This window comes from Amycolatopsis regifaucium (assembly GCF_001613935.1).
Lineage (GTDB): Bacteria > Actinomycetota > Actinomycetes > Mycobacteriales > Pseudonocardiaceae > Amycolatopsis > Amycolatopsis regifaucium.
This window is the reverse complement of sequence record NZ_LQCI01000034.1, coordinates 179,121-197,754: the sequence shown is the minus strand read 5'-3', so window position 1 is coordinate 197,754 and position 18,634 is coordinate 179,121. Positions and strand designations below refer to the sequence as shown.

Annotated in this window: 16 protein-coding genes; 11 read left to right on the top strand and 5 right to left on the bottom strand. The window is 69.4% G+C overall.

The genetic code is table 11. The features are described 5' to 3' along the window. The first annotated feature begins 68 nt into the window (after nucleotides 1–68). The 4 genes from AVL48_RS24700 to AVL48_RS24685 all read left to right on the top strand — a co-directional run bounded on the left by AVL48_RS24700 (nucleotide 69) and on the right by AVL48_RS24685 (nucleotide 3,922). The gene (locus AVL48_RS24700) at nucleotides 69–722 is read left to right on the top strand and encodes a helix-turn-helix transcriptional regulator (protein WP_061986878.1); all 654 of its coding nucleotides are present in this window, start codon (nucleotides 69–71) and stop codon (nucleotides 720–722) included. After that, nucleotides 722–2,371, top strand: coding sequence for a right-handed parallel beta-helix repeat-containing protein (locus AVL48_RS24695; protein ID WP_061986709.1), 1,650 nt, complete (start codon nucleotides 722–724; stop codon nucleotides 2,369–2,371). The genes AVL48_RS24700 and AVL48_RS24695 overlap by 1 nt, the downstream gene beginning before the upstream one ends. A gap of 59 nt (nucleotides 2,372–2,430) precedes the next feature. Continuing rightward, on the top strand, nucleotides 2,431–3,093 hold the full coding sequence (locus AVL48_RS24690; RefSeq protein WP_061986711.1) for a winged helix-turn-helix domain-containing protein: 663 nt from the start codon (nucleotides 2,431–2,433) through the stop codon (nucleotides 3,091–3,093). 436 nt (nucleotides 3,094–3,529) lie between these two features. Then, nucleotides 3,530–3,922, top strand: coding sequence for a hypothetical protein (locus AVL48_RS24685; protein WP_061986713.1), 393 nt, complete (start codon nucleotides 3,530–3,532; stop codon nucleotides 3,920–3,922). A 72-nt stretch (nucleotides 3,923–3,994) separates the two neighbouring features. Here AVL48_RS24685 and AVL48_RS24680 read toward each other — a convergent pair whose 3' ends face one another. Further along, a complete protein-coding gene (locus tag AVL48_RS24680; protein WP_005158149.1) occupies nucleotides 3,995–4,696 on the bottom strand; it encodes an IclR family transcriptional regulator in 702 nt (233 codons plus the stop codon). A gap of 79 nt (nucleotides 4,697–4,775) precedes the next feature. On the opposite strand from AVL48_RS24680, the gene leuC reads away from it, so the two are divergent. The 4 genes from leuC (at nucleotide 4,776) to AVL48_RS24660 (ending at nucleotide 10,678) form a co-directional block, all read left to right on the top strand. Continuing rightward, nucleotides 4,776–6,194: a 3-isopropylmalate dehydratase large subunit gene (gene leuC, locus AVL48_RS24675; protein ID WP_061986714.1), complete on the top strand. Its 1,419-nt coding sequence runs from the start codon at nucleotides 4,776–4,778 to the stop codon at nucleotides 6,192–6,194. 41 nt (nucleotides 6,195–6,235) lie between these two features. After that, nucleotides 6,236–6,838 (top strand): 3-isopropylmalate dehydratase small subunit, encoded by a 603-nt coding sequence (gene leuD / locus AVL48_RS24670; RefSeq protein ID WP_061986716.1) that lies wholly within the window; start codon nucleotides 6,236–6,238, stop codon nucleotides 6,836–6,838. Between the two features lie 253 nt (nucleotides 6,839–7,091). Beyond that, a complete protein-coding gene (locus AVL48_RS24665) occupies nucleotides 7,092–7,745 on the top strand; it encodes an HU family DNA-binding protein (RefSeq protein WP_061986718.1) in 654 nt (217 codons plus the stop codon). Between the two features lie 224 nt (nucleotides 7,746–7,969). Beyond that, the gene (locus AVL48_RS24660; protein WP_244162585.1) at nucleotides 7,970–10,678 is read left to right on the top strand and encodes an AfsR/SARP family transcriptional regulator; all 2,709 of its coding nucleotides are present in this window, start codon (nucleotides 7,970–7,972) and stop codon (nucleotides 10,676–10,678) included. A gap of 74 nt (nucleotides 10,679–10,752) precedes the next feature. Here the strand turns inward: AVL48_RS24660 and AVL48_RS24655 are convergent, their stop codons facing one another. Genes AVL48_RS24655 through cofC form a run of 3 tightly spaced genes read right to left on the bottom strand, consistent with a single transcriptional unit; the run spans nucleotide 10,753 to nucleotide 14,712 of the window. Continuing rightward, nucleotides 10,753–11,709, bottom strand: a complete 957-nt coding sequence (locus tag AVL48_RS24655; RefSeq protein ID WP_061986722.1) for an NUDIX hydrolase — start codon at nucleotides 11,707–11,709, stop codon at nucleotides 10,753–10,755. Further along, the gene (locus AVL48_RS24650; RefSeq protein WP_177242284.1) at nucleotides 11,706–14,024 is read right to left on the bottom strand and encodes an RNA degradosome polyphosphate kinase; all 2,319 of its coding nucleotides are present in this window, start codon (nucleotides 14,022–14,024) and stop codon (nucleotides 11,706–11,708) included. Before AVL48_RS24650 ends, AVL48_RS24655 begins: the two co-directional genes overlap by 4 nt. A gap of 58 nt (nucleotides 14,025–14,082) precedes the next feature. Next, on the bottom strand, nucleotides 14,083–14,712 hold the full coding sequence (cofC, locus tag AVL48_RS24645) for a 2-phospho-L-lactate guanylyltransferase (RefSeq protein ID WP_061986724.1): 630 nt from the start codon (nucleotides 14,710–14,712) through the stop codon (nucleotides 14,083–14,085). Between the two features lie 108 nt (nucleotides 14,713–14,820). Between cofC and AVL48_RS24640 the strand changes: the two genes are divergently transcribed. The 3 genes from AVL48_RS24640 (at nucleotide 14,821) to AVL48_RS24625 (ending at nucleotide 17,539) form a co-directional block, all read left to right on the top strand. Then, nucleotides 14,821–15,525, top strand: coding sequence for a lysophospholipid acyltransferase family protein (locus AVL48_RS24640; RefSeq protein WP_061986725.1), 705 nt, complete (start codon nucleotides 14,821–14,823; stop codon nucleotides 15,523–15,525). Then, the gene (locus AVL48_RS24635; protein ID WP_061986727.1) at nucleotides 15,525–16,550 is read left to right on the top strand and encodes an NAD(P)H-dependent glycerol-3-phosphate dehydrogenase; all 1,026 of its coding nucleotides are present in this window, start codon (nucleotides 15,525–15,527) and stop codon (nucleotides 16,548–16,550) included. Before AVL48_RS24640 ends, AVL48_RS24635 begins: the two co-directional genes overlap by 1 nt. 509 nt (nucleotides 16,551–17,059) lie before the next feature. Next, nucleotides 17,060–17,539 (top strand): cysteine dioxygenase, encoded by a 480-nt coding sequence (locus AVL48_RS24625; RefSeq protein WP_061986731.1) that lies wholly within the window; start codon nucleotides 17,060–17,062, stop codon nucleotides 17,537–17,539. A gap of 65 nt (nucleotides 17,540–17,604) precedes the next feature. On the opposite strand, the gene AVL48_RS24620 is transcribed toward AVL48_RS24625, so the two are convergent. Continuing rightward, nucleotides 17,605–18,615 carry an asparaginase gene (locus tag AVL48_RS24620; RefSeq protein WP_061986732.1) on the bottom strand — a complete coding sequence of 337 codons (1,011 nt, stop codon included), beginning with the start codon at nucleotides 18,613–18,615 and terminating at the stop codon, nucleotides 17,605–17,607. Nucleotides 18,616–18,634: the final 19 nt, after the last annotated feature.

Here is an 18,634-nt window from a genome sequence, read left to right as displayed (position 1 = left end):
ACGGGAGGAACTGGCATGAACAGGACGTGGTCGGCGGTACCGCGCGGGGGAAAGGGAGGGACAACGCCATGAGCGTGCAGACCGGCGGGCTCAGCCTGGTCGTGGGATCGGAACCGGCTCGTGACCGGGCGGGACTGGCAGAGCTCCTCGCGGCCGCGAGGAGCGAAGTACTCATCATGAGCGCGGGAACGGATTCCACGTTCCAGCGGATCGCGCTCGCGAATCTGCGCCCCGGAGTGCGGTACAAGGTCCTCTTCCCCGACGCCGCGCGGATGTCCGGCGCGCTCAACCGGGTCTCGAGGGCAGGGGCCGAGGTGCGGACCGACGCCGAGGTCCCGATGGACGCGCTGGTGATCGACCGGACCTCGGTCGTGCTCCCCGCGGACGGCAGGCAGACCGGTGCCGCGGTGTTCCGGCTGCCCGGCGTGGTCACCGCGACGGTCGGGTTGTTCGAGCGGATCTGGCAGGCCGCCGCCCCGCTCGTCCCGCTGGACCTCGCGGAACCCGAGGACGCTTCGATGCTGACCTGCCGCGAGCAGGAACTGCTGACCCTGCTCTTCTCCGGCACGACCGACGAGTCCGCCGCCGCGCGGCTCGGCATCTCGGTGCGCACGGTGCGCCGGATGGTCGCCGACATCATGAACCGGCTGGGCGCCAGGAGCCGGTTCCAGGCGGGCGCCAAGGCCGTCGACCGCGGCTGGCTGATGGCCAAGGCGGGCTGATGACCACTTCGACCCCCGGCCGCGTCCTGCTGGTGGCACCCCGGCCCGGCGCGTATCCGACCATCGGCGACGCGTTGTCGGACGCCTCCGACGGCGCCGTCGTCACCATCGCGAGCGGTGAATACGCCGAGACCGTCGAGCTGACCGGGCTGCGGGTGACCCTGGCCGCGGCGGACGGTGCGACCGTCGTGGTCGACGGCCGGGGCGCCGACCGGCCCGTTTTCCGCGCCACCGGTGGATCACTTGCCCTGAAAGGGATCGAAATCCTGGCGGGCGGCGCGTCCGCGATCGAGACCGAGGCCACCGAACTGACCGTCCAGCGCTGCACCGTCTCCGGTGGTCGCGGGCCGGCGATGGCGATCCGCGGCACGACGGCGTTCACCGTGACCGGCAGCGTGATTTCGGGTGCGGAACAGGGGATCCTCGTCGACGGGGCGCCCGGCAGGATCGAAGACACCACCGTCGAAGACGTACTGGGAGACGGGATCACCCTCGGACAGGGCGCCGACCCGGTGGTGACCGGCTGCACGGTGACCGGCTGCGGGTTGCGCGGCTTTTACGTCTACCAGTACGCGAGGCCGACCATCGAAGGCTGCGTGATCTCGCACACCGGTCACGAGGGCATCGCCGTGGCGCACCACGGCGCGCCGGTGCTCAAGCGGTGCACGGTCACCGACACCCGCGGCTCCGGGATCGCGTTCGCTTCCGGTTGCGGTGGCGAGATCTCCGCGTGCCGGGTCGCCAACACCGCGGAACCGGGGATCTCGATCGCGGAGGGGGCGACGCCGACGCTCTCCGAGGCCGCGGATCCGGGCGCCGTCGGCGACAACGCGCTGGACGAGATGCTCGCCGAACTCGACGGGATGATCGGCCTTCCCGGCGTGAAAGAAGAGGTCCGCGCGCTGGTCGACGAGTTGCAGGTCAACGAATGGCGCCGCCGGGCCGGGCTGCCGATCGGCGCCACCGGTCACCACCTCATCTTCGCGGGCGCGCCCGGCACCGGGAAGACGACGGTCGCCCGGATCTACGGCAAACTGCTGAAGGCGCTGGGAGTTCTGCCGGAAGGCCAGTTCCGCGAGGTGTCCCGCCGCGATCTCGTCGGGCAGTACATCGGGCACACCGCCGAGAAGACCGCGACGGTGTTCGAGGAGGCCAAGGGCGGCGTCCTGTTCATCGACGAGGCGTACACGCTTTCGCGGCTCGCCGGTTCCGGTGGCGACTTCGGCCAGGAGGCGATCGACACCCTGGTGCCGTTGATGGAGGAGCATCGTGACGAAGTGGCGGTGATCGTGGCCGGGTACACCGGCGAGATGGTCGACTTCCTCGCCGCCAACCCGGGGCTCGCCTCCCGGTTCGGCAAGACGATCGAGTTCGAGAACTACAGTCCCGACGAACTGCTGGCCATCTTCGGGCGGATGGCGTCGGCTGGGGACTACGAACTCGATCCCGGCACCGCTCCGGTCCTGATCGAGCACTTCCGGCTCATCTCCGGCGACGTCAATTTCGGCAACGCGCGGGACGCGCGCCGGTTGTTCGAGAAGGTGCGCAAGGCGCAATCACAACGCTTGCGGCTGCTGGGCCGGATGCCCGCCGTCGAGGAACTGCGCGGGCTGCGAGTGGCCGACGTGCTGGCCGCGACCACGCGCTGACGCTCTGCCGAACGTCGATCGCGGACACGGGTCCACCGACACAGACTAAGGTTCCCGTCGTGCGGGTGCTGGTGACCGAGGACGACGAGAACTTACGGGTGGCGCTGGAATTCGCCCTGCGCGGCGACGGGTTCGCGGTGGACACCGCCGCCGACCTGCCCGGCGCGGACGAGGCGCTGATGGTGAACGCCTACGACTGCGCGGTGTTCGACCGGATGCTGCCTTCGGGTGACGCGCTGGCGTACGTGCGCCACCGGCGCGGCGCGGGCTGGCCGATGCCGGTGCTGTTCCTGACCGCGCGCGACAGCGTCGCCGACCGGATCAACGGGCTGCGCGTCGGCGGCGGCGACTATCTGGTCAAACCGTTCGCGATGCCGGAACTGATCGCCAGGGTGCGCAGCCTGTGCCGCCGCGACATGGCCGGGCAGGCGGTGGTGCTGCGCTGCGCCGACGTCGAACTCGACACCGGCAGGCACCAGATCTCGCGGGCGGGCGTACTGCTCACCGTGACCCGCAAGGAGTATCTGGTCATGGAACGGCTGCTGGCGGCGACCGGCCGACCGGTTTCGCGCCAGGAGCTGATCCGGTACGCGTGGGACGAGATGGCGGACCCGGCGTCGAACGTGCTGGACGTCGTCATCGCGCGGCTGCGGCGGAAACTCAAGGATCCGCCGCTGATCCACACCGTGCGGGGCTCGGGTTACCGCTTGGCGCCCTCGTGACCGCGCTCTCGCGGGGCGTCCTTCGGTCGGTGGACCGGTGACGGCCCCGTGCACTGGCCTTTTCCGTCCTGGCTCGCGGATGCTTATCGGCTCGGGGGGTGAAGGCTTGATCGCGAGTAGTCGGCTGATGGTGGGTCAGGGCTTGGTCGCGGTCGTCGTGGCCTGTGCCGCGGCTGGCTGACACGCGAAGCCAACGTCCACTCTCGCGTAACCCGGACGACCCTCGTGCAATGAAGGGGCCTTTCATCGCAAATTTTGCGATGAAAGGCCCCTTCATTGCGGTCGCGCGAGGAGGACGTACACCCCAGGAGTCCCTGGCGTCACGTGCGTCACAACGGTGACCGGGATCGGCCACGCTCCATCCCACGGGCTGAAGCCGCCCGAGATGTGCCATGCTCGACAGCGCACGAGGCGGCGAAACCGAGAGGTGACGAGGGTGTCCATCTGGGCAGGCGTGATCAATTTCGTCCGGGCACGGTACGAGGTGCTCGAAGAGCGGGACGGCTGGCTCCGGTTCCGGGCCGACACCGAGGACGGCCGCGGCCAGCAGGTGTCCTTGCACCACTTGCCCGACCACGACGGCGCGGAGTGGGTGGAGATCTCCTCTCCGGTCGGCTGGGCCGACAAGATCGACCTGCGGCGCCTGCTCGAACTGGCGGGCGGCGATTCGGTCGGCGGCGCGGCCGTGGTGGACGGGGTGGCGCTGCTCAAGCACACGGTCCCGCTGATCGACCTGAACCTGGTCAACGAGTTCGAACATCCGCTGAAGACCCTCGTCGCCCGCGCCGACGCGCTCGAACACGAGCTGACCAAGGCCGACGAGTTCTGAGCCGGCCGGTCCATTCGGGACGGAAACGGTGAAGGCCCCCTGTGCCGCAGGGGGCCTTCCCTCATTTCGGGGTCAGAGGCGCTCCTGCAGCGCGTCCGCGGCGGCGAGCAGGTCCGCGGCCCAGCGCGCCCCCGGTTTACGCCCTATCCGTTCGATGGGCCCGGAAACCGACACCGCGGCGACCACGGTGCCCGTCGAATCCCGGACCGGCGCCGAGACACTCGCCACACCCGGTTCCCGCTCCGCCACGCTCTGGGCCCAGCCGCGGCGGCGGACTTCGAGCAGCGTGCGCTCGCCGTAGACCGCTTCGGAAAGGATCGTCCGCTGCGTATGCGGATCCGACCACGCGGCGAGGACCTTCGCGCCGGAGCCCGCGGTCATCGGCAGCCGTGAACCGATCGGCACCGTGTCACGGAGACCGCTGGGCGGCTCCGCCGTCGAGACACAGACGCGCTGGACGCCGTCGCGGCGGTAGAGCTGAACGCTTTCCCCGGTGATGTCGCGCAATTTCGGCAGCACCGAACTCGCCGCGTCGAGCAGCGGGTCGGTCGAACCGCCCGCCAATTCCGCGAGCGCGGTACCCGGCCGCCACCGCCCGTCCGGGCCGCGGCGCAACAGACGATGCACCTCGAGACCGACCGCGAGCCGGTGCGCCGTCGCGCGCGGCAACCCGGTCCGCGTGCACAGTTCCGCCAGGCCACAAGGATCTTCGGCCACGGCCTGAAGCACGGCCACGGCCTTGTCGAGTACTCCGATACCGCTATGCTGTCCCACAAGCCGATACTATCTTCCCGAAGTTTGAGATGTCCAGATGGTGGGAAGTACCGTTTTCACCGCATGTGAGGAGCCGGAAATGCCCCGGACACTGGCCGAGAAAGTGTGGGAGTCGCACCTGGTGCGGCGCGGCGAGGGGGCCGAGCCCGACCTGCTCTACATCGACCTCCACCTGCTGCACGAGGTCACCAGCCCGCAGGCGTTCGACGGACTCCGCCTGGCAGGCCGGAAACTGCGCCGCCCCGACCTCACCATCGCGACCGAGGACCACAACGTCCCGACGATCGACATCGAGCTGCCGATCGCGGATCCCGTGTCCCGTACCCAGGTCGACACCCTTCGCGACAACTGCAAGGAGTTCGGTGTCCGGCTGCATCCGATGGGCGACGCCGAACAGGGCATCGTGCACGTCATCGGCCCGCAGCTGGGCCTGACCCAGCCCGGGATGACCGTGGTGTGCGGCGACAGTCACACCTCGACGCACGGCGCGTTCGGCGCGATGGCGTTCGGGATCGGCACCTCCGAGGTCGAACACGTGATGGCGACCCAGACCCTGCCGCTCCGTCCATTCAAGACGATGGCGATCACCATTGACGGGCAGCTGCGTCCCGGTGTCACGGCGAAGGACGTCATCCTCGCGGTGATCGCGAAGATCGGCACCGGCGGCGGGCAGGGCTACGTCCTCGAATACCGCGGCAAGGCCATCGAGAACCTGTCGATGGAAGCCCGCATGACGGTGTGCAACATGTCGATCGAAGCGGGCGCGCGCGCCGGGCTCATCGCGCCGGACGAGACGACGTTCGCCTACCTGAAGGGCCGTCCGCACGCGCCGAGGGGGGCGGACTGGGACGCCGCCGTCGAGAACTGGCGCGAGCTCCGCACGGACGACGACGCCGTCTTCGACGCCGAGGTGCACCTGAACGCCGACGAGCTCACGCCTTTCGTGACCTGGGGCACCAACCCCGGCCAGGGTCTCCCGCTGAACGCCGAGGTGCCCGACCCCGAGAAGATCGGCGACGAGAACGAGCGCGTCGCGGCCGAGAAGGCCCTGTCCTATATGGACCTCAAGCCGGGCACGCCGCTGCGCGAGATCGCGGTGGACACCGTCTTCCTCGGCTCCTGCACGAACGGCCGTATCGAGGATCTGAGGGCCGCCGCGGACGTCCTGCGCGGGCACAAGGTGGCCGAGTCGGTCCGGATGCTCGTGGTCCCCGGCTCGATGCGCGTCCGGAAGGCCGCCGAAGCCGAAGGCCTGGACCGGATCTTCACCGACGCGGGCGCGGAATGGCGCCAGGCGGGCTGCTCGATGTGCCTCGGCATGAACCCGGACCAGCTCAAGCCGGGCGAGCGCAGCGCGTCGACCTCGAACCGCAACTTCGAAGGCAGGCAGGGCAAGGGCGGCCGGACGCACCTGGTGTCGCCGCTCGTGGCCGCCGCGACGGCCGTGCGGGGAACCCTGTCCAGCCCCGAAGACCTGCAGCCGGCCACCGCCCACTGACATCGCTGACATCGCCGACATCGCTGAGGAGTTTCATCACCATGGACGCGTTCACCCACCACACCGGCGTCGGGGTCCCGTTGCGCAGGTCCAACGTGGACACTGATCAGATCATCCCGGCGGTCTACCTCAAGCGCGTGAGCCGCACCGGCTTCGAGGACGGGCTCTTCGCCGCCTGGCGCTCCGACGAGTCGTTCATCCTCAACCAAGAGCCCTTCAAAAGCGGGTCGGTCCTGGTCGCGGGCCCGGACTTCGGCACCGGTTCCTCCCGTGAGCACGCCGTCTGGGCCCTGATGGACTACGGCTTCCGGGTCGTGATCTCCTCCCGGTTCGCGGACATCTTCCGTGGGAACTCGGGCAAACAGGGCCTGGTCGCCGCTCAGGTCGAGCAGGCGGACGTCGAACTGCTGTGGAAGCTGCTCGAAAACGAGCCCGGGACGGAGGTCACGGTGGACCTCGAGTCGAAGACGGTACGAGCCAAGGACTTCACCGCGCCCTTCCAGATCGACGACTACACCCGCTGGCGACTCCTCGAAGGGCTCGACGACATCGCCCTGACACTCCGCCACGCGGAGGAGATCGACACTTTCGAGTCCCAGCGCCCCTCCTGGAAGCCGGTGACCCTCCCGGCGGCCGCTTCCTAAGGCCTGCCGACGGGGGCGGATTCCCTTGCTGAGCAGGGAATCCGCCCCCCGGCCGAGGCTCTCCAAGACAGCCCCGAAACCACACCGAACGGCACCTCAACAGGCCCCGGAGGGGTCCCTCAAGAGGCGGAACCGCCCCCGAGACAAGGGAAATTTCCGCGCGTCGTTTGGAATTTGTGCTGCATTGGTAATACCGTGTGCGCTAAGTCGGCCGACGGGGCCGTGTACAAGTAGTTCTTCTTGGAGGACTGGAATGGCCAACAAGGCCCAGCTGATCGAGGCGCTGTCGGAGCGCCTGGGCGACAAGAAGGTCGCGTCGGAGGCCGTCGATGGCCTTGTCGACATCATCATCCGGACGGTCAACAAGGGCGAGAAGGTGAACATCACCGGCTTCGGTGTGTTCGAGAAGCGCGCCCGCGCCGCCCGCACCGCGCGGAACCCGCGCACCGGTGAGACCGTTCGCGTCAAGAAGACCAACGTGCCCGCCTTCCGCGCGGGGACGACCTTCAAGGACGTCATCAGCGGTTCGAAGAAGCTGCCGAAGGCCACCGCTGTGAAGCGTGCGACCACCGGCACCACCACCCGCGCGACGACGACCCGGACGGCCGCCAGCCGCCCGGCCGCGACGCGTTCCACCACCACGCGGACCCGCGCCGCCGCGACCACGACGCGCGCCGCCGCGGCGAAGCCGGCCGCCAAGGCGACCGCGACCAAGGCCGCGGCAAAGACGACCGCCACCAAGGCGGCGCCGAAGACCGCGGCGAAGGCCACGACTCGCGCCACCACGGCCAAGAAGGCGACCACCACCAAGGCCGCCGCGAAGCCGGCCGCCAAGGCGACCGCCGCCAAGGCTCCCGCGAAGAAGGCTCCGGCCAAGCGGACTTCGGCGGCCGCGAAGAAGAAGTAAGCTCCCTCTCCACGAGTGAGCCAACGGCAGGGCCCCGCGCACGGCGCGGGGCCCTGCCGCAGTTTCAGGGGCCCTCTGCCCGGGAATGCCGGGGAACCCGCCCGGCCGCCGTCCTGTTTGTGTCACGCTTCTCGCCGGGGGAAACCGAGGCGGGGAACACAGGATCGGCAGACTGGAGGGCGGCCACCATCGAAATCCGGCTTCTCGGCCCGTTCCGGGTGATCGTGGACGGGGTACCGCGTTCGCTCGGCAGCGCCCGTCAGCGCGCCCTGCTCGCCACTCTGGCCCTGTCTTGCGGCCGCCTGGTTTCCATCGACACGCTCGCGCGCGGGGTCTGGGGATCCGAACCCCCGGAACGGATCCGCGGCAGCCTGCAGACGAATGTGATGCGCTTGCGGCGGTTGTTCGGCGACGACGTCGTCGTGACCGAACCGGACGGTTACCGTCTCATTTCCGCTCCCGCCGAGGTCGACGCGCTGCGATTTCTGAACCTGCTCGACGAAGCCGCCGGATCGGAACCGGCCGAGGAACGGGAACTGCTGGCCGGGGCGATCGCGCTCTGGGGCGGCACACCGCTGGAAGGCGTCGGTTCCCCGACCCTCGCCGACGAATGGGGCCCGCTGCTCACCGAGCGGTATCTGTTCGCCGTCGAAAGGCGGATCGATCTCGACACCGGCGTCGTGGCCGACGCGGAACTCGTCGCGGAATTGACCGATCTGGTCGGTCAGCATCCCCTCCGGGAATCGTTGTGGGAAAGACTCGTGCGGATTCTCGCGCGCTCGGGCAGACGGGCCGAAGCGCTGGCCGGATACGCCCGGCTGCGGTCGATTCTCGCCGAGGAACTTGGTGTCGAACCGGGTGCGGAACTGCGGCGGCTGCACGCCGGACTGCTCGCCGCGGACGTTCCCGGGGAGACGGCGGCGCCGGTGTCCCCGGTACCGCGCCAGCTTCCCTTCGACGTCACGGGTTTCACCGGACGCGAAACCGAACTGGCCCGGTTGGACGGGTTCCTCGACGAAGACCGGCCGACACGGATCGTGGTCATCGAAGGGACCGCCGGGGTCGGAAAGACCGCTCTCGCCGTCCATTGGTCGCATCGGCTGCGCGAAAGATTCCCCGATGGACAACTCTTCGTAGACCTGCGCGGGCATTCCGCCGGTACCCCGGTCACTCCGATGGACGCACTGTCGGAGTTCCTGCAGGCGGTGGGGGTGCCCGCCGACACACTGCCCTCCACAGTGGAGCAACGGTCGGCGGCGCTGCGCGGCAGGCTGGCCGGAACCAGGATGCTGATGCTGCTGGACAACGCGCGGGACGCCGAGCAGATCCGGCCGCTGCTGCCCGGATCGGGCAATCTGGTCGTGGTCACCAGCCGGAACCAGTTGCGGGGACTGGTCGCCAGGGAAGGGGCGCGGCGGATGCCGTTGCGCTCCTTGGACGAGCACGCGGCCAAGGCGCTGCTCGCCGAAAGCGTCGGGCACGCCCGGCTCGACGCCGAACCCGGCGCCGTGGCGGAACTCACCCTGCTGTGCGGCGGATTGCCGCTGGCACTGGCGCTGGCGGGGGAGCGGGCGTCCCGGTTCCCGGGAACCTCGCTGGCCTGGATCGTCGACGAATTACGGGATCAGCGGGTCCGGCTGGACACCCTGCGGGACCCGCAGGACGCGGGCACCGATCTGCGGGCGGCGTTTTCGTGGTCCTACAACGCCTTGAGCCCCGAGGCCGCCCGGCTGTTCCGGCTGCTGGGGCTGTTCCCCGGGGTACCGCTCCGGGTCGAGACCGCGGCCGTCGCGGCGGGAACCGGGGTGCTCGAGGCGCGCGAACTGATGGATCGGCTGGCCTCGGCGCATTTGCTGAACCAGCCGAGTACCGACCGGTACCGGTTCCACGACCTGTTGCGGGTCTACGCCGCGGAACTCGCCGAAGACGACGAACCGGCCGAACGCGAAGCGGCGCTGCGGCGGCTGATCGACTGGTACACCGCCGCGGTCGCCTCGGCGGACGAACTCATCCGGCCGGACCTGCTCACTTCGGACGTCACACTGGAACCGGCCGACGGGCCGCGGCTCGATTTCGCCGACCGCGACGAGGCGACGGCTTGGTACGTCGAGGAACGCCCTGCGCTCGCCGCGCTGGTCCGGATCGCCGCCGACCGCGGCTGGGCGTCCCGGGCCTGGAAACTCGCTTGGCTGCTCCGCAGCTTCTACTCCGAACGACACGATCAGGAGGACTGGGTCAGCACCGGGGAGGCCTCCGTCGAGGCCACGAGGGCCGCGTCCGATCCACTGGGGCTGCAGTACGCGGCCAACAACCTCGGATCCGCCTATCTGCGGGCACTTCGCCCCGACGAGGCGCTGGAGATGTTGGAAGAGGCGAGGAAGGCGTCCGCGGAGACCGGCGGCTCGGAGGTCACGGTCGCGATCCTGTCGAATCTCTCGGGGGCCTACTACCTCCGCTCGGAATTCCGGAAGAGCGAACAGGTCGCCGCCGAGGCCGCGCGTCTCGCCGCCGACAGCGGTCAGCGCACCTTCGTCCCGCACGCGCTCCTCAACATCAGCGCCAGCCGGATCGGGATGGGTGCCTACGACGGTGCGGTCGAAGCCGCTCTCGAAGCGAGAAAGGCCTTCGCCGACCTAGGCGACCGGTACCACGCGGCACTCGCCCTCTCGAACTCCGGTGAAGCACTCGCGGGCGCGAGGCGGTTCGAAGAAGCGGAGGCGAATTGTTCCGGCGCACTGGCCGAACTCCACGAGCTCGGCACGGAATACGGGACCATCGACACGCTCATCACGCTGACGAAGATCATGCTGAGCACGGGCCGGACCGAAGACGCGAAGGCTTACGGAGCCGAGGCGCTGGCCGTTTGCCAGCGCCTCGGTGATCCCCGTGCCGACGAAGTACGGGCGATGCTGTCCGTTCCACCCCCAGGCTGAACGGCGAGTACCGCGTCGCGACCCCCCAGCGGGGACACGGGTGGAGTGAACCAAGCGGCGCTGTCAGTTCGCTGTCACCGCGGGCGGCCCGGAACTCGGGGATGCGCGGGCGCCGGCGTGGGCAGAGGCGACGCGAAGTAGTCCGCCGCCACCAGCACCGGTCCGTCTTCCTCGGTCGGCGATCGGAAGGACAGCACCCAGAACGAGCCCTTCTTCGACGGCACCACCCCGCCACGGGCGGCGGGCAGCTCGACGCCGTCGCGGTCGGCCAGCGCGCTCACCACGTCCGGGATCACGCCGCCCTGGCTGGAGATCACCGGCGTCCCGCCGTCGCCCGCGACGGCGAGCAGCCGCGCGACGCCGAGTACCGGATCCGGCCAGTAGCCCTCTTCCGACAGCAGCGGCTCGTGCCGGATCTCGACCTCGAGGTCCTCGGCGAGCCCATTCACCGTCTGGACGCACCGCAGCCGTGGCGCCGAGAGCACCCTGGTCGGCCCGTAATGGCGCAGCAGCGAACGCAGCGCTTCGGCCTGACGCTGACCCGCGTCCGAAAGCGGCCGCAGGTCGTCGTCGCCGTTCCACTCGTCTCGTTTACCCGCCTTGGCGTGCCGCACCAGGATCAGCGTGGTGAGATCGGGCGGCAGCGCGGAGAACTCGCGCAGCACCCGCACGTCACCCGGCCGCGTCAGCAGTTTCTCCGCGGTCTCCGCGTCGAGCCAGCGCAGTTCGTCGACTTCCTCGTTCGGGGCGAACTCACCCGAAACCGCGTGGGCGGAGAAGTAGTCGACGGTCTTCGGCGCACCCGCGACGGTGTACTCGGTCCGGAACAGATACCGGCCGAGGACCGCCTCGAAGCCGGTCTCTTCTCCGATCTCGCGGACCGCGGCCCGCGCGATGGTCTCGCCCGGATCCAGCTTTCCCTTCGGCAGTGACCAATCGTCGTAGCGCGGCCGGTGGACCAGCGCGACCTCGACCCGGTCGCCGTCACGACGCCAGAGGACGGCACCCGCCGCCCGCACGACCGCGCTCATCCCGCGGCTCCGTGCCGCTTCGCCAGTTCGACCTGGTGATCGCGGACGTCGTCACCGGAGGCGGGGAACGGCGTCCACTCGCCGGTGGCACCCAGCACCCAGCACCGGGTCGACGGGTGCAGCGCGGACTCGAAGATGTAGTCCAGCTGCGCCGTCAGCTTCGGGTCCTTGACCCGCACCAGCGCCTCGATGCGGCGGTCCAGGTTGCGGTGCATCATGTCCGCGCTGCCGATCCACTGCGTGCCGCCCGCGCGGAAGTTGAAGATGCGCGAGTGTTCCAGGAACCGGCCGAGGATCGAGCGCACGTGGATGTTCTCGCTGAGCCCCTCGACTCCCGGTTTCAGCGCGCAGATCCCGCGCACCACGATGTCGACCGGCACGCCGGCCTGTGACGCGTGGTACAGCGCGTCGATGACCTGCTCGTCGACGAGCGAGTTGCACTTGATCCGGATCCCGGCGGTCTGCCCGGCGCGCGCGAGTTCGATCTCCTCGCCGATCGCGCGCACGATGCCGCGGCGGATCCCGTGCGGCGACGTGAGGATGTTGCGGTAGGTGTCCTGGCGGGAGTACCCGGTGAGCACGTTGAACAGATCCGTCAGGTCCGCGCCGATCGTCGGATCGGCGGTCAGGAGGCCGAGGTCCTCGTAGAGGCGCGCCGTCTTCGGGTTGTAGTTGCCGGTGCCGATGTGGCAGTAGCGGCGGATGGTCGAACCTTCCTGACGCACCACCATCGACACCTTGCAGTGCGTCTTCAGCCCGACGAGCCCGTAGACCACGTGCACGCCGGCGCGTTCCAGCGTGCGCGCCCAGGTGATGTTGGCCTGCTCGTCGAACCGCGCCTTGATCTCCACCAGCGCGACGACCTGTTTGCCCGCCTCGGCGGCATCGATCAGCGCGTCGACGATCGGGGAGTCGCCGGAGGTGCGGTACAGCGTCTGCTTGATCGCCAGCACCTTGTCGTCCGCGGCGGCCTGCTCGATGAACCGCTGGACGCTGGTGGAGAACGAGTCGTACGGGTGGTGCACGAGGACGTCACCCTCGCGCAGCGTCGCGAACACCGACTTCGGCGTCTCGCGCTCACCGAACGCCGGATGGGTGGCGGGAACGAAGGGACGGTCCTTGAGTTCCTTACGGTCCACTCCGGACAGCTGGTGCAGGCAGGTCAGGTCCAGGAGACCGGGGACCTCGACGACGTCGCGCGGGTCGACTTCCAGCTCGCGGAGCAGCAGTTCGAGCATGTGCTCGCTCATGTCCTGCGCGACTTCGAGCCGCACCGGCGGGCCGAACCGGCGCTGCGCCAGCTCGCGCTCCAGCGCCTGGAGCAGATCCTCGTCCCGGTCCTCTTCGACCTCGAAATCCGCGTTGCGGGTGACGCGGAACGCGTGATGTTCGGTGACCTCCATCCCGGTGAACAGCTCACCGAGGTGGGCGGCGATCAGTTCCTCCAGCGGAAGGAAGGTGGCGGTGCGGTTCTCCCTCGGCTGCTGTTCGATCCGCATGAGCCGCGGCACGTTGCTCGGCACCTTGACGCGGGCGAACCGCTCGGTGCCCGCCTCCGGGTCCCGGACGGTGATCGCGAGGTTGAGCGAAAGGCCCGAAATATAGGGGAACGGATGCGCGGGATCCACGGCCAGCGGTGTGAGCACCGGGAAGATCTGCTCGCTGAAGTAATTGGACAGCCGGAGCTGGTCGGCGCCGGCCAGGTCGTTCCAGCCGACGATGTGGATGTCCTCGTCGGCCAGTCGCGGCCGGAGGTGCAGTTCGAAGGCGTTCGTGTGCCGCTCGACCAGGTCCTGGTTGCGTTTGGCGATGTAGGCCAGCTGCTCGCGCGGGGTGAGCCCGTCCGCGCTGCGGACCGGGAGGCCCGTCTCGTCGCGGCGCTTCAGCCCGGCGACGCGCACCATGTAGAACTCGTCCAAATTGGACGCGAAGATCGCCAGGAACTTGGCGCGTTCGAGCAGCGGCTGCGATTCGTCCTCGGCCAGCGCGAGCACCCGCGCGTTGAAGTCCTGCCACGACAGCTCGCGGTTGAAGTACCGGTCGTCGGGCAGCGTCTCGACGGCGGTCGGCGCCGAGGTCACCGCGGGCGGCGCGGTGGGCAGCGCGCGGAACTCCTGCGCGGGACGGCTCGCCGAACCGCCGCGCGTCGCGCGGATGGCCGCGCGCGGGGTGCTGTTGGTCTTCACCGCGGGACTGGCCTTCCTCGCCCGGACAGGCTTGGTGCCGCTGTGGTCCGGCTCCGGTTTCGCGGCGGAGGTCTTCCGCCTCCTCGCCGAGTTCGGGGTGCCGCCGTCGTTTGTGCTCACGGGCTTCATTGTTCACCACTCGGAGCGATTATGTGCGCCGCGCGCGCGTCGCTGTGGTGAACTCTCGTCACATTGCCACGCAGGGCGTCCCCAGCAGCGTTGACGTGCGTTTTCCGACGCCCAGGGCGCGGACGTGAGCGAGATCATCCGCGGTGTCGACGTCGGCGCGGAGTGATTCCGCGGCGATCGTGAGCGGCGTCGCACCGGAAGCGGTGTGCGCCCGCGCGGAACCCTCGCCGAAGCGGGGGGCGAGGGGCAGGCCGGCCGCCGCGAGCAGCAGCGTCGTGCCCGTTCCCTGCCGGTCCGCGACGAACGCCCGTCCTCCGGCGGCCTCGGCGAGCGCCGCGGTGAGGTCTTCGGTCCGCAACGCGGGCAGGTCGGCCTGCAGGGCGCCGACGAGACCGGACGGCGTGTCCCGGCGAAGCAGTTCTTCGCCGTAAAGAAGGGCAGCGTTCAACCCGCCTCGCGACGGCTCGGCGACGATCTCCACCCCGAGCTCGACGAGATCCGCCACCGACGCCGGGTCGGCGGCGACCACCAGTACCCGGCGAACCCCGTCCGCCGAGGTCGCCGCGGCCAGCGTGTCGTACGCCAGCGCCAGGACCAGTTCGGGGTGCCGCTCGGGCACGACCGCGCCGCGAAGGCGCGACTTGCCCTGCGTCGGGCGTTTCATCGGCACGATCAGGTCCACGTCCACATCTGCATTCTTACCCGACCCTCCCTGGACCCCGCTCGTGCTCGGGCGGCAGGATCACTACGGCATCAGTGGTCGATGACGGCACGCGCGACTTCGAGGAGGACGAAATTGGCCCGACGTGAGAAGGGCGGCTTCTGGGTTGGCGTCGCCGCCGTACTGTTCTATCCGGCGACGGCCATCGGCAAGCGCGTCTACCGCGGTGCCGAGAAGATCCCTCGCGAAGGCGGCGCGTTGCTGCTGCTCAACCACGTGTCCCACATGGACCCGGCGGTCGACGCGGTCTTCGTGCACCGGCAGAAGCGGGTGCCGCGTTTCCTCGGCAAGGAGAGCCTGACCAGGACACCGGTCTTCGGCAAGATCTTCGTCGGCGCGGGTCAGATCCCGGTCTCCCGCGGTTCGGCCGCCGCCGGTGACAGTCTCAAGGCCGCCCACCAGGCGTTGCGTGACGGCAAGGTCGTCGTGATCTATCCGGAGGGGACGATCAGCAAGGACCCCGACGGCTGGCCGAAGAAGCCGTTCACCGGCGCCGCGCGGCTCGCGCTGGAGACCGACGTGCCGGTGATCCCGATCGCCCGCTGGGGCACGAACCACATCTTCAACGGCTACACGAAGAAGTTCACGCCGTTCCCGCGCAAGACGATCACGCACCTGGTCGGGGAGCCGATGGACTTGTCGGCCTACAAGGACGGCTCCACGCGCAGCGCGTCCAAACTGCGCGATGTCACCGAGCTGATGATGACCGAGATCACCGCGTTGCTCGCGGAGATCCGCCAGGAGGAACCGCCCGCGAAGAAGCCGGAGGACGACGCCTGATGGCCGGAACCGCCACCGAGGTCCAGCGCCTGACCGTGCTCGGCGCGGGGTCGTGGGGGACGGCGTTCGCCAAGGTGCTCGGCGACGCCGGCCGCGACGTGACCATGTGGGCCCGGCGGCCCGAGGTCGCGGCGGAAATCCGGGAGCGTCACCGCAATTCGTCCTATTTGCCCGATATCGAGCTGCCCGAACGGATCACCGCGACGGCGGATCCGGCCGAGGCGCTCGACGGCGCGCAGGCCGTCGTCCTCGCGGTGCCGAGCCAGACACTGCGGACCAATCTGTCGGAGTGGTCCGGTCTCTTGCCGCGCGAGGCGATCCTGGTGAGTCTCGCGAAGGGCGTCGAACTGGGCACGCTCAAGCGGATGAGCCAGGTCATCGCCGAGATCGCGGCCGTCGACGACGGCCGGATCGTGGTCGTTTCCGGGCCGAACCTGGCGAAGGAGATCGCGCTGGGGCAGCCGTCGGCCGCGGTGGTCGCGTGCACGGACCACGACAACGCCAAGGCGATCCAGCAGGCGAGCTTCAATCAGTACTTCCGGCCGTACACCAACACCGACGTCGTCGGCTGCGAACTCGGCGGGGCGTGCAAGAACGTCATCGCGCTGAGCTGCGGGATGGCCGCCGGGCTGGGGCTCGGCACCAACACGATGGCGACGCTGATCACCCGCGGGCTGGCCGAGATGGCGCGGCTCGGCGCGAAACTCGGTGCCGATCCGCTCACCTTCGCCGGGCTCGCCGGCGTCGGCGACCTGGTGGCGACGTGTTCCTCGCCGCTGTCGCGCAATCGGACCTTCGGCGAGCGGCTAGGCAGGGGAGAGACCCTGCAGGAGGCATTGGACGCCGCGGGCGGGCAGGTCGCCGAGGGCGTCAAGTCGTGTACGTCGATCCGGGAACTCGCGCTGAGCCTCGGTGTCGACATGCCCATCACCGACGCGATGCACCGCGTGTGCCACGAAGGGGTCGACCCGCGGCGCGCGGGTGCCGAGCTGCTCGGACGGTCGCAGAAGCACGAGTGGTCCTGACCGCTGGAGCTGCCTTCACGCGCTTGGAACTCAAGGTTGGCGGCTTGGTCCAAGGGGCTCGAGGGCGAACTCTCTCCAGCCTCGCTGACCGTCCACAGAGGGCGCTATTCACGGAGAAATGCCCGCTTATGTCCAGTTTGGCCGTATTCTCGAGTATGTGAAGGCCCCCTTCATTGCGCTAGACGCAGTGAAGGGGGCCTTCACATACCTATCTGATCGAGTCGGCAAGTCGACATTTCCGCTCGACTTGTGCCCCTTACGGAGGATCGAGAACCGCACGATCGCGACCGACCAGGGCGGACTCGTGGTCCACGGGGTGAGATCGGTTGACCGCCGGGCTCGGCACTGGTTCGCTGAGGGCATGTTCGCACGTGGGATGACTGTGTCGCGGGACCTCTCGGGTCTTGGCGCCGTCGCGTGTGCGTGCCTTTCGTGTGCCCAGTGCTGTTGTCGGTGAACCAGCTTCCGACCCCTGCCCACACGATCTTTCCTTCTGCGAGGACCTCTTCATGTTCGCCGTCCCGGACAACACGCTCGTCATTCCCGAAAACCCCGCCCTGCGCCACCCGGTGCGCGTCGCGCTCGAATTCGCGGCGGACCGGGACCGCTGGCGGCATCTGCTGCGCTATGACCCGGAGGAGCGGTTCTCCGCGCTCGTCGACAGCGACGAACTGCAGGAGATCTGGCTGATGAGCTGGCTGCCCGGCCAGCACACCGACCTGCACGACCACGAATTCGCCGCGGGCGCGTTCACCGTGGTCAGCGGGCAGCTGAGCGAAACCGTCGCCCGGCGCGCCGTCGACGGGCGCGCGGTGACGGAGCTGCATTCGCTGTCGGCCGGGCAGTCACGCGTCTTCGGTCCCGGCTACATCCACGAAGTGCGCAACGAGGGCCCGGACCCCGCCGTCAGCGTGCACGTCTACCGGCACCAGCGCCGAGCCATGCGCCCGTACCACCTGGACCCCGTCTCCGGCCCGACCCGCGTTTAGTCCTCTGAACGCCTTCCTTGCGTGCGCAACTACCGCATTCAGAGGACTAAACGCGGGCGTCGGGGTCAGGTGAGGTCGCCCCGGAGGCGGAATTCGGCCTCGACGCGGTCCCGGGACGCTCCGGTGGCGAGCAGCGTGTGCAGCAGGAGCCGGGATTTACGCGGGTCGAGCCAGCCCGCCATGGTCGCGCCCATCGCGATCAGGTCCGACTCCGAACCACGGAAGCCATAGGTACTCCGGAACGTCGGCCCGGCGCCGGTGCGGCCGGCGACCACGATCGGTACCTCCGGCAGCGCGCGCTCGATGACGTCGGCGGTCGCGGCCGAAACGTGCCCGGCCCCGTTCGCGGCGAGCACCACGCCCTTGACCCCGGCCTTGACCAGCGTCTCCAGCACTTCTCCGGTGTCCTCGACGCCACTTTCGACGATCGGCACCAACCCGGAGAAGTCGGCGTTCTCCAACGACAACGCCGCCGGGCGCGGGGCGACCGGGTGGAAGTAGTGCACCGCGCCCTCCGCGAGCAGGCCGAGCGGACCGGCGGGGTTCGACGAGAACGCCTCGACGTGACTCGAATGCGTTTTGCGGACCCAGCGCGCGAGGTGGACGTCGTCGTTGAACGCGACCAGCGAACCGCGTCCCCGGCTGCGGGGTTCGGCCGCGACGGTCAGCGCGGCGAGCAGGTTCGCCGCGCCGTCCGCGCTGGGCAGGCTGGGATTGCGCATGGCGCCGGTGATGACGATCGGCGCCTCGGAACCCCAAGTCAGCTCGAAGAAATACGCCGTCTCTTCGAGCGTGTCCGTGCCCTGGACCACGACGACGCCTTGGGCGCCTTCGTCGACGGCTCGCGCGGCCCAGTCGCGGGTCCTGATCAGCGTCGCGAAGTCCATCGACGCGCTGGAAATGCCCGCGAGTGTCTCCGCGCTGACGTCCATCTCCAGGTTCTCCCCGAGACCGCCGAGGAGATCCGTGGCGCTGAGCCGGGGGACCGCGTGGTCTTGCCCGTCGCCGGGGACCATGGAGATGGTGCCGCCCAGGGCGGCGACGGCGACCAGCGGCCGTCGGGATTCACTCGACATACCGTCCATTCTCCAAACC

Coding starts and splice junctions, on each gene's coding strand:
- AVL48_RS24700 (WP_061986878.1), top strand. CDS start 69: ATGAGCGTGCAGACCGGCGGGCTCAGCCTGGTCGTGGGATCGGAACCG.
- leuC (WP_061986714.1), top strand. CDS start 4,776: ATGCCCCGGACACTGGCCGAGAAAGTGTGGGAGTCGCACCTGGTGCGG.
- AVL48_RS24625 (WP_061986731.1), top strand. CDS start 17,060: ATGTTCGCCGTCCCGGACAACACGCTCGTCATTCCCGAAAACCCCGCC.
- AVL48_RS24650 (WP_177242284.1), bottom strand. CDS start 14,024: ATGAAGCCCGTGAGCACAAACGACGGCGGCACCCCGAACTCGGCGAGG.
- AVL48_RS24665 (WP_061986718.1), top strand. CDS start 7,092: ATGGCCAACAAGGCCCAGCTGATCGAGGCGCTGTCGGAGCGCCTGGGC.
- AVL48_RS24655 (WP_061986722.1), bottom strand. CDS start 11,709: ATGAGCGCGGTCGTGCGGGCGGCGGGTGCCGTCCTCTGGCGTCGTGAC.
- AVL48_RS24695 (WP_061986709.1), top strand. CDS start 722: ATGACCACTTCGACCCCCGGCCGCGTCCTGCTGGTGGCACCCCGGCCC.
- AVL48_RS24635 (WP_061986727.1), top strand. CDS start 15,525: ATGGCCGGAACCGCCACCGAGGTCCAGCGCCTGACCGTGCTCGGCGCG.
- AVL48_RS24620 (WP_061986732.1), bottom strand. CDS start 18,615: ATGTCGAGTGAATCCCGACGGCCGCTGGTCGCCGTCGCCGCCCTGGGC.
- leuD (WP_061986716.1), top strand. CDS start 6,236: ATGGACGCGTTCACCCACCACACCGGCGTCGGGGTCCCGTTGCGCAGG.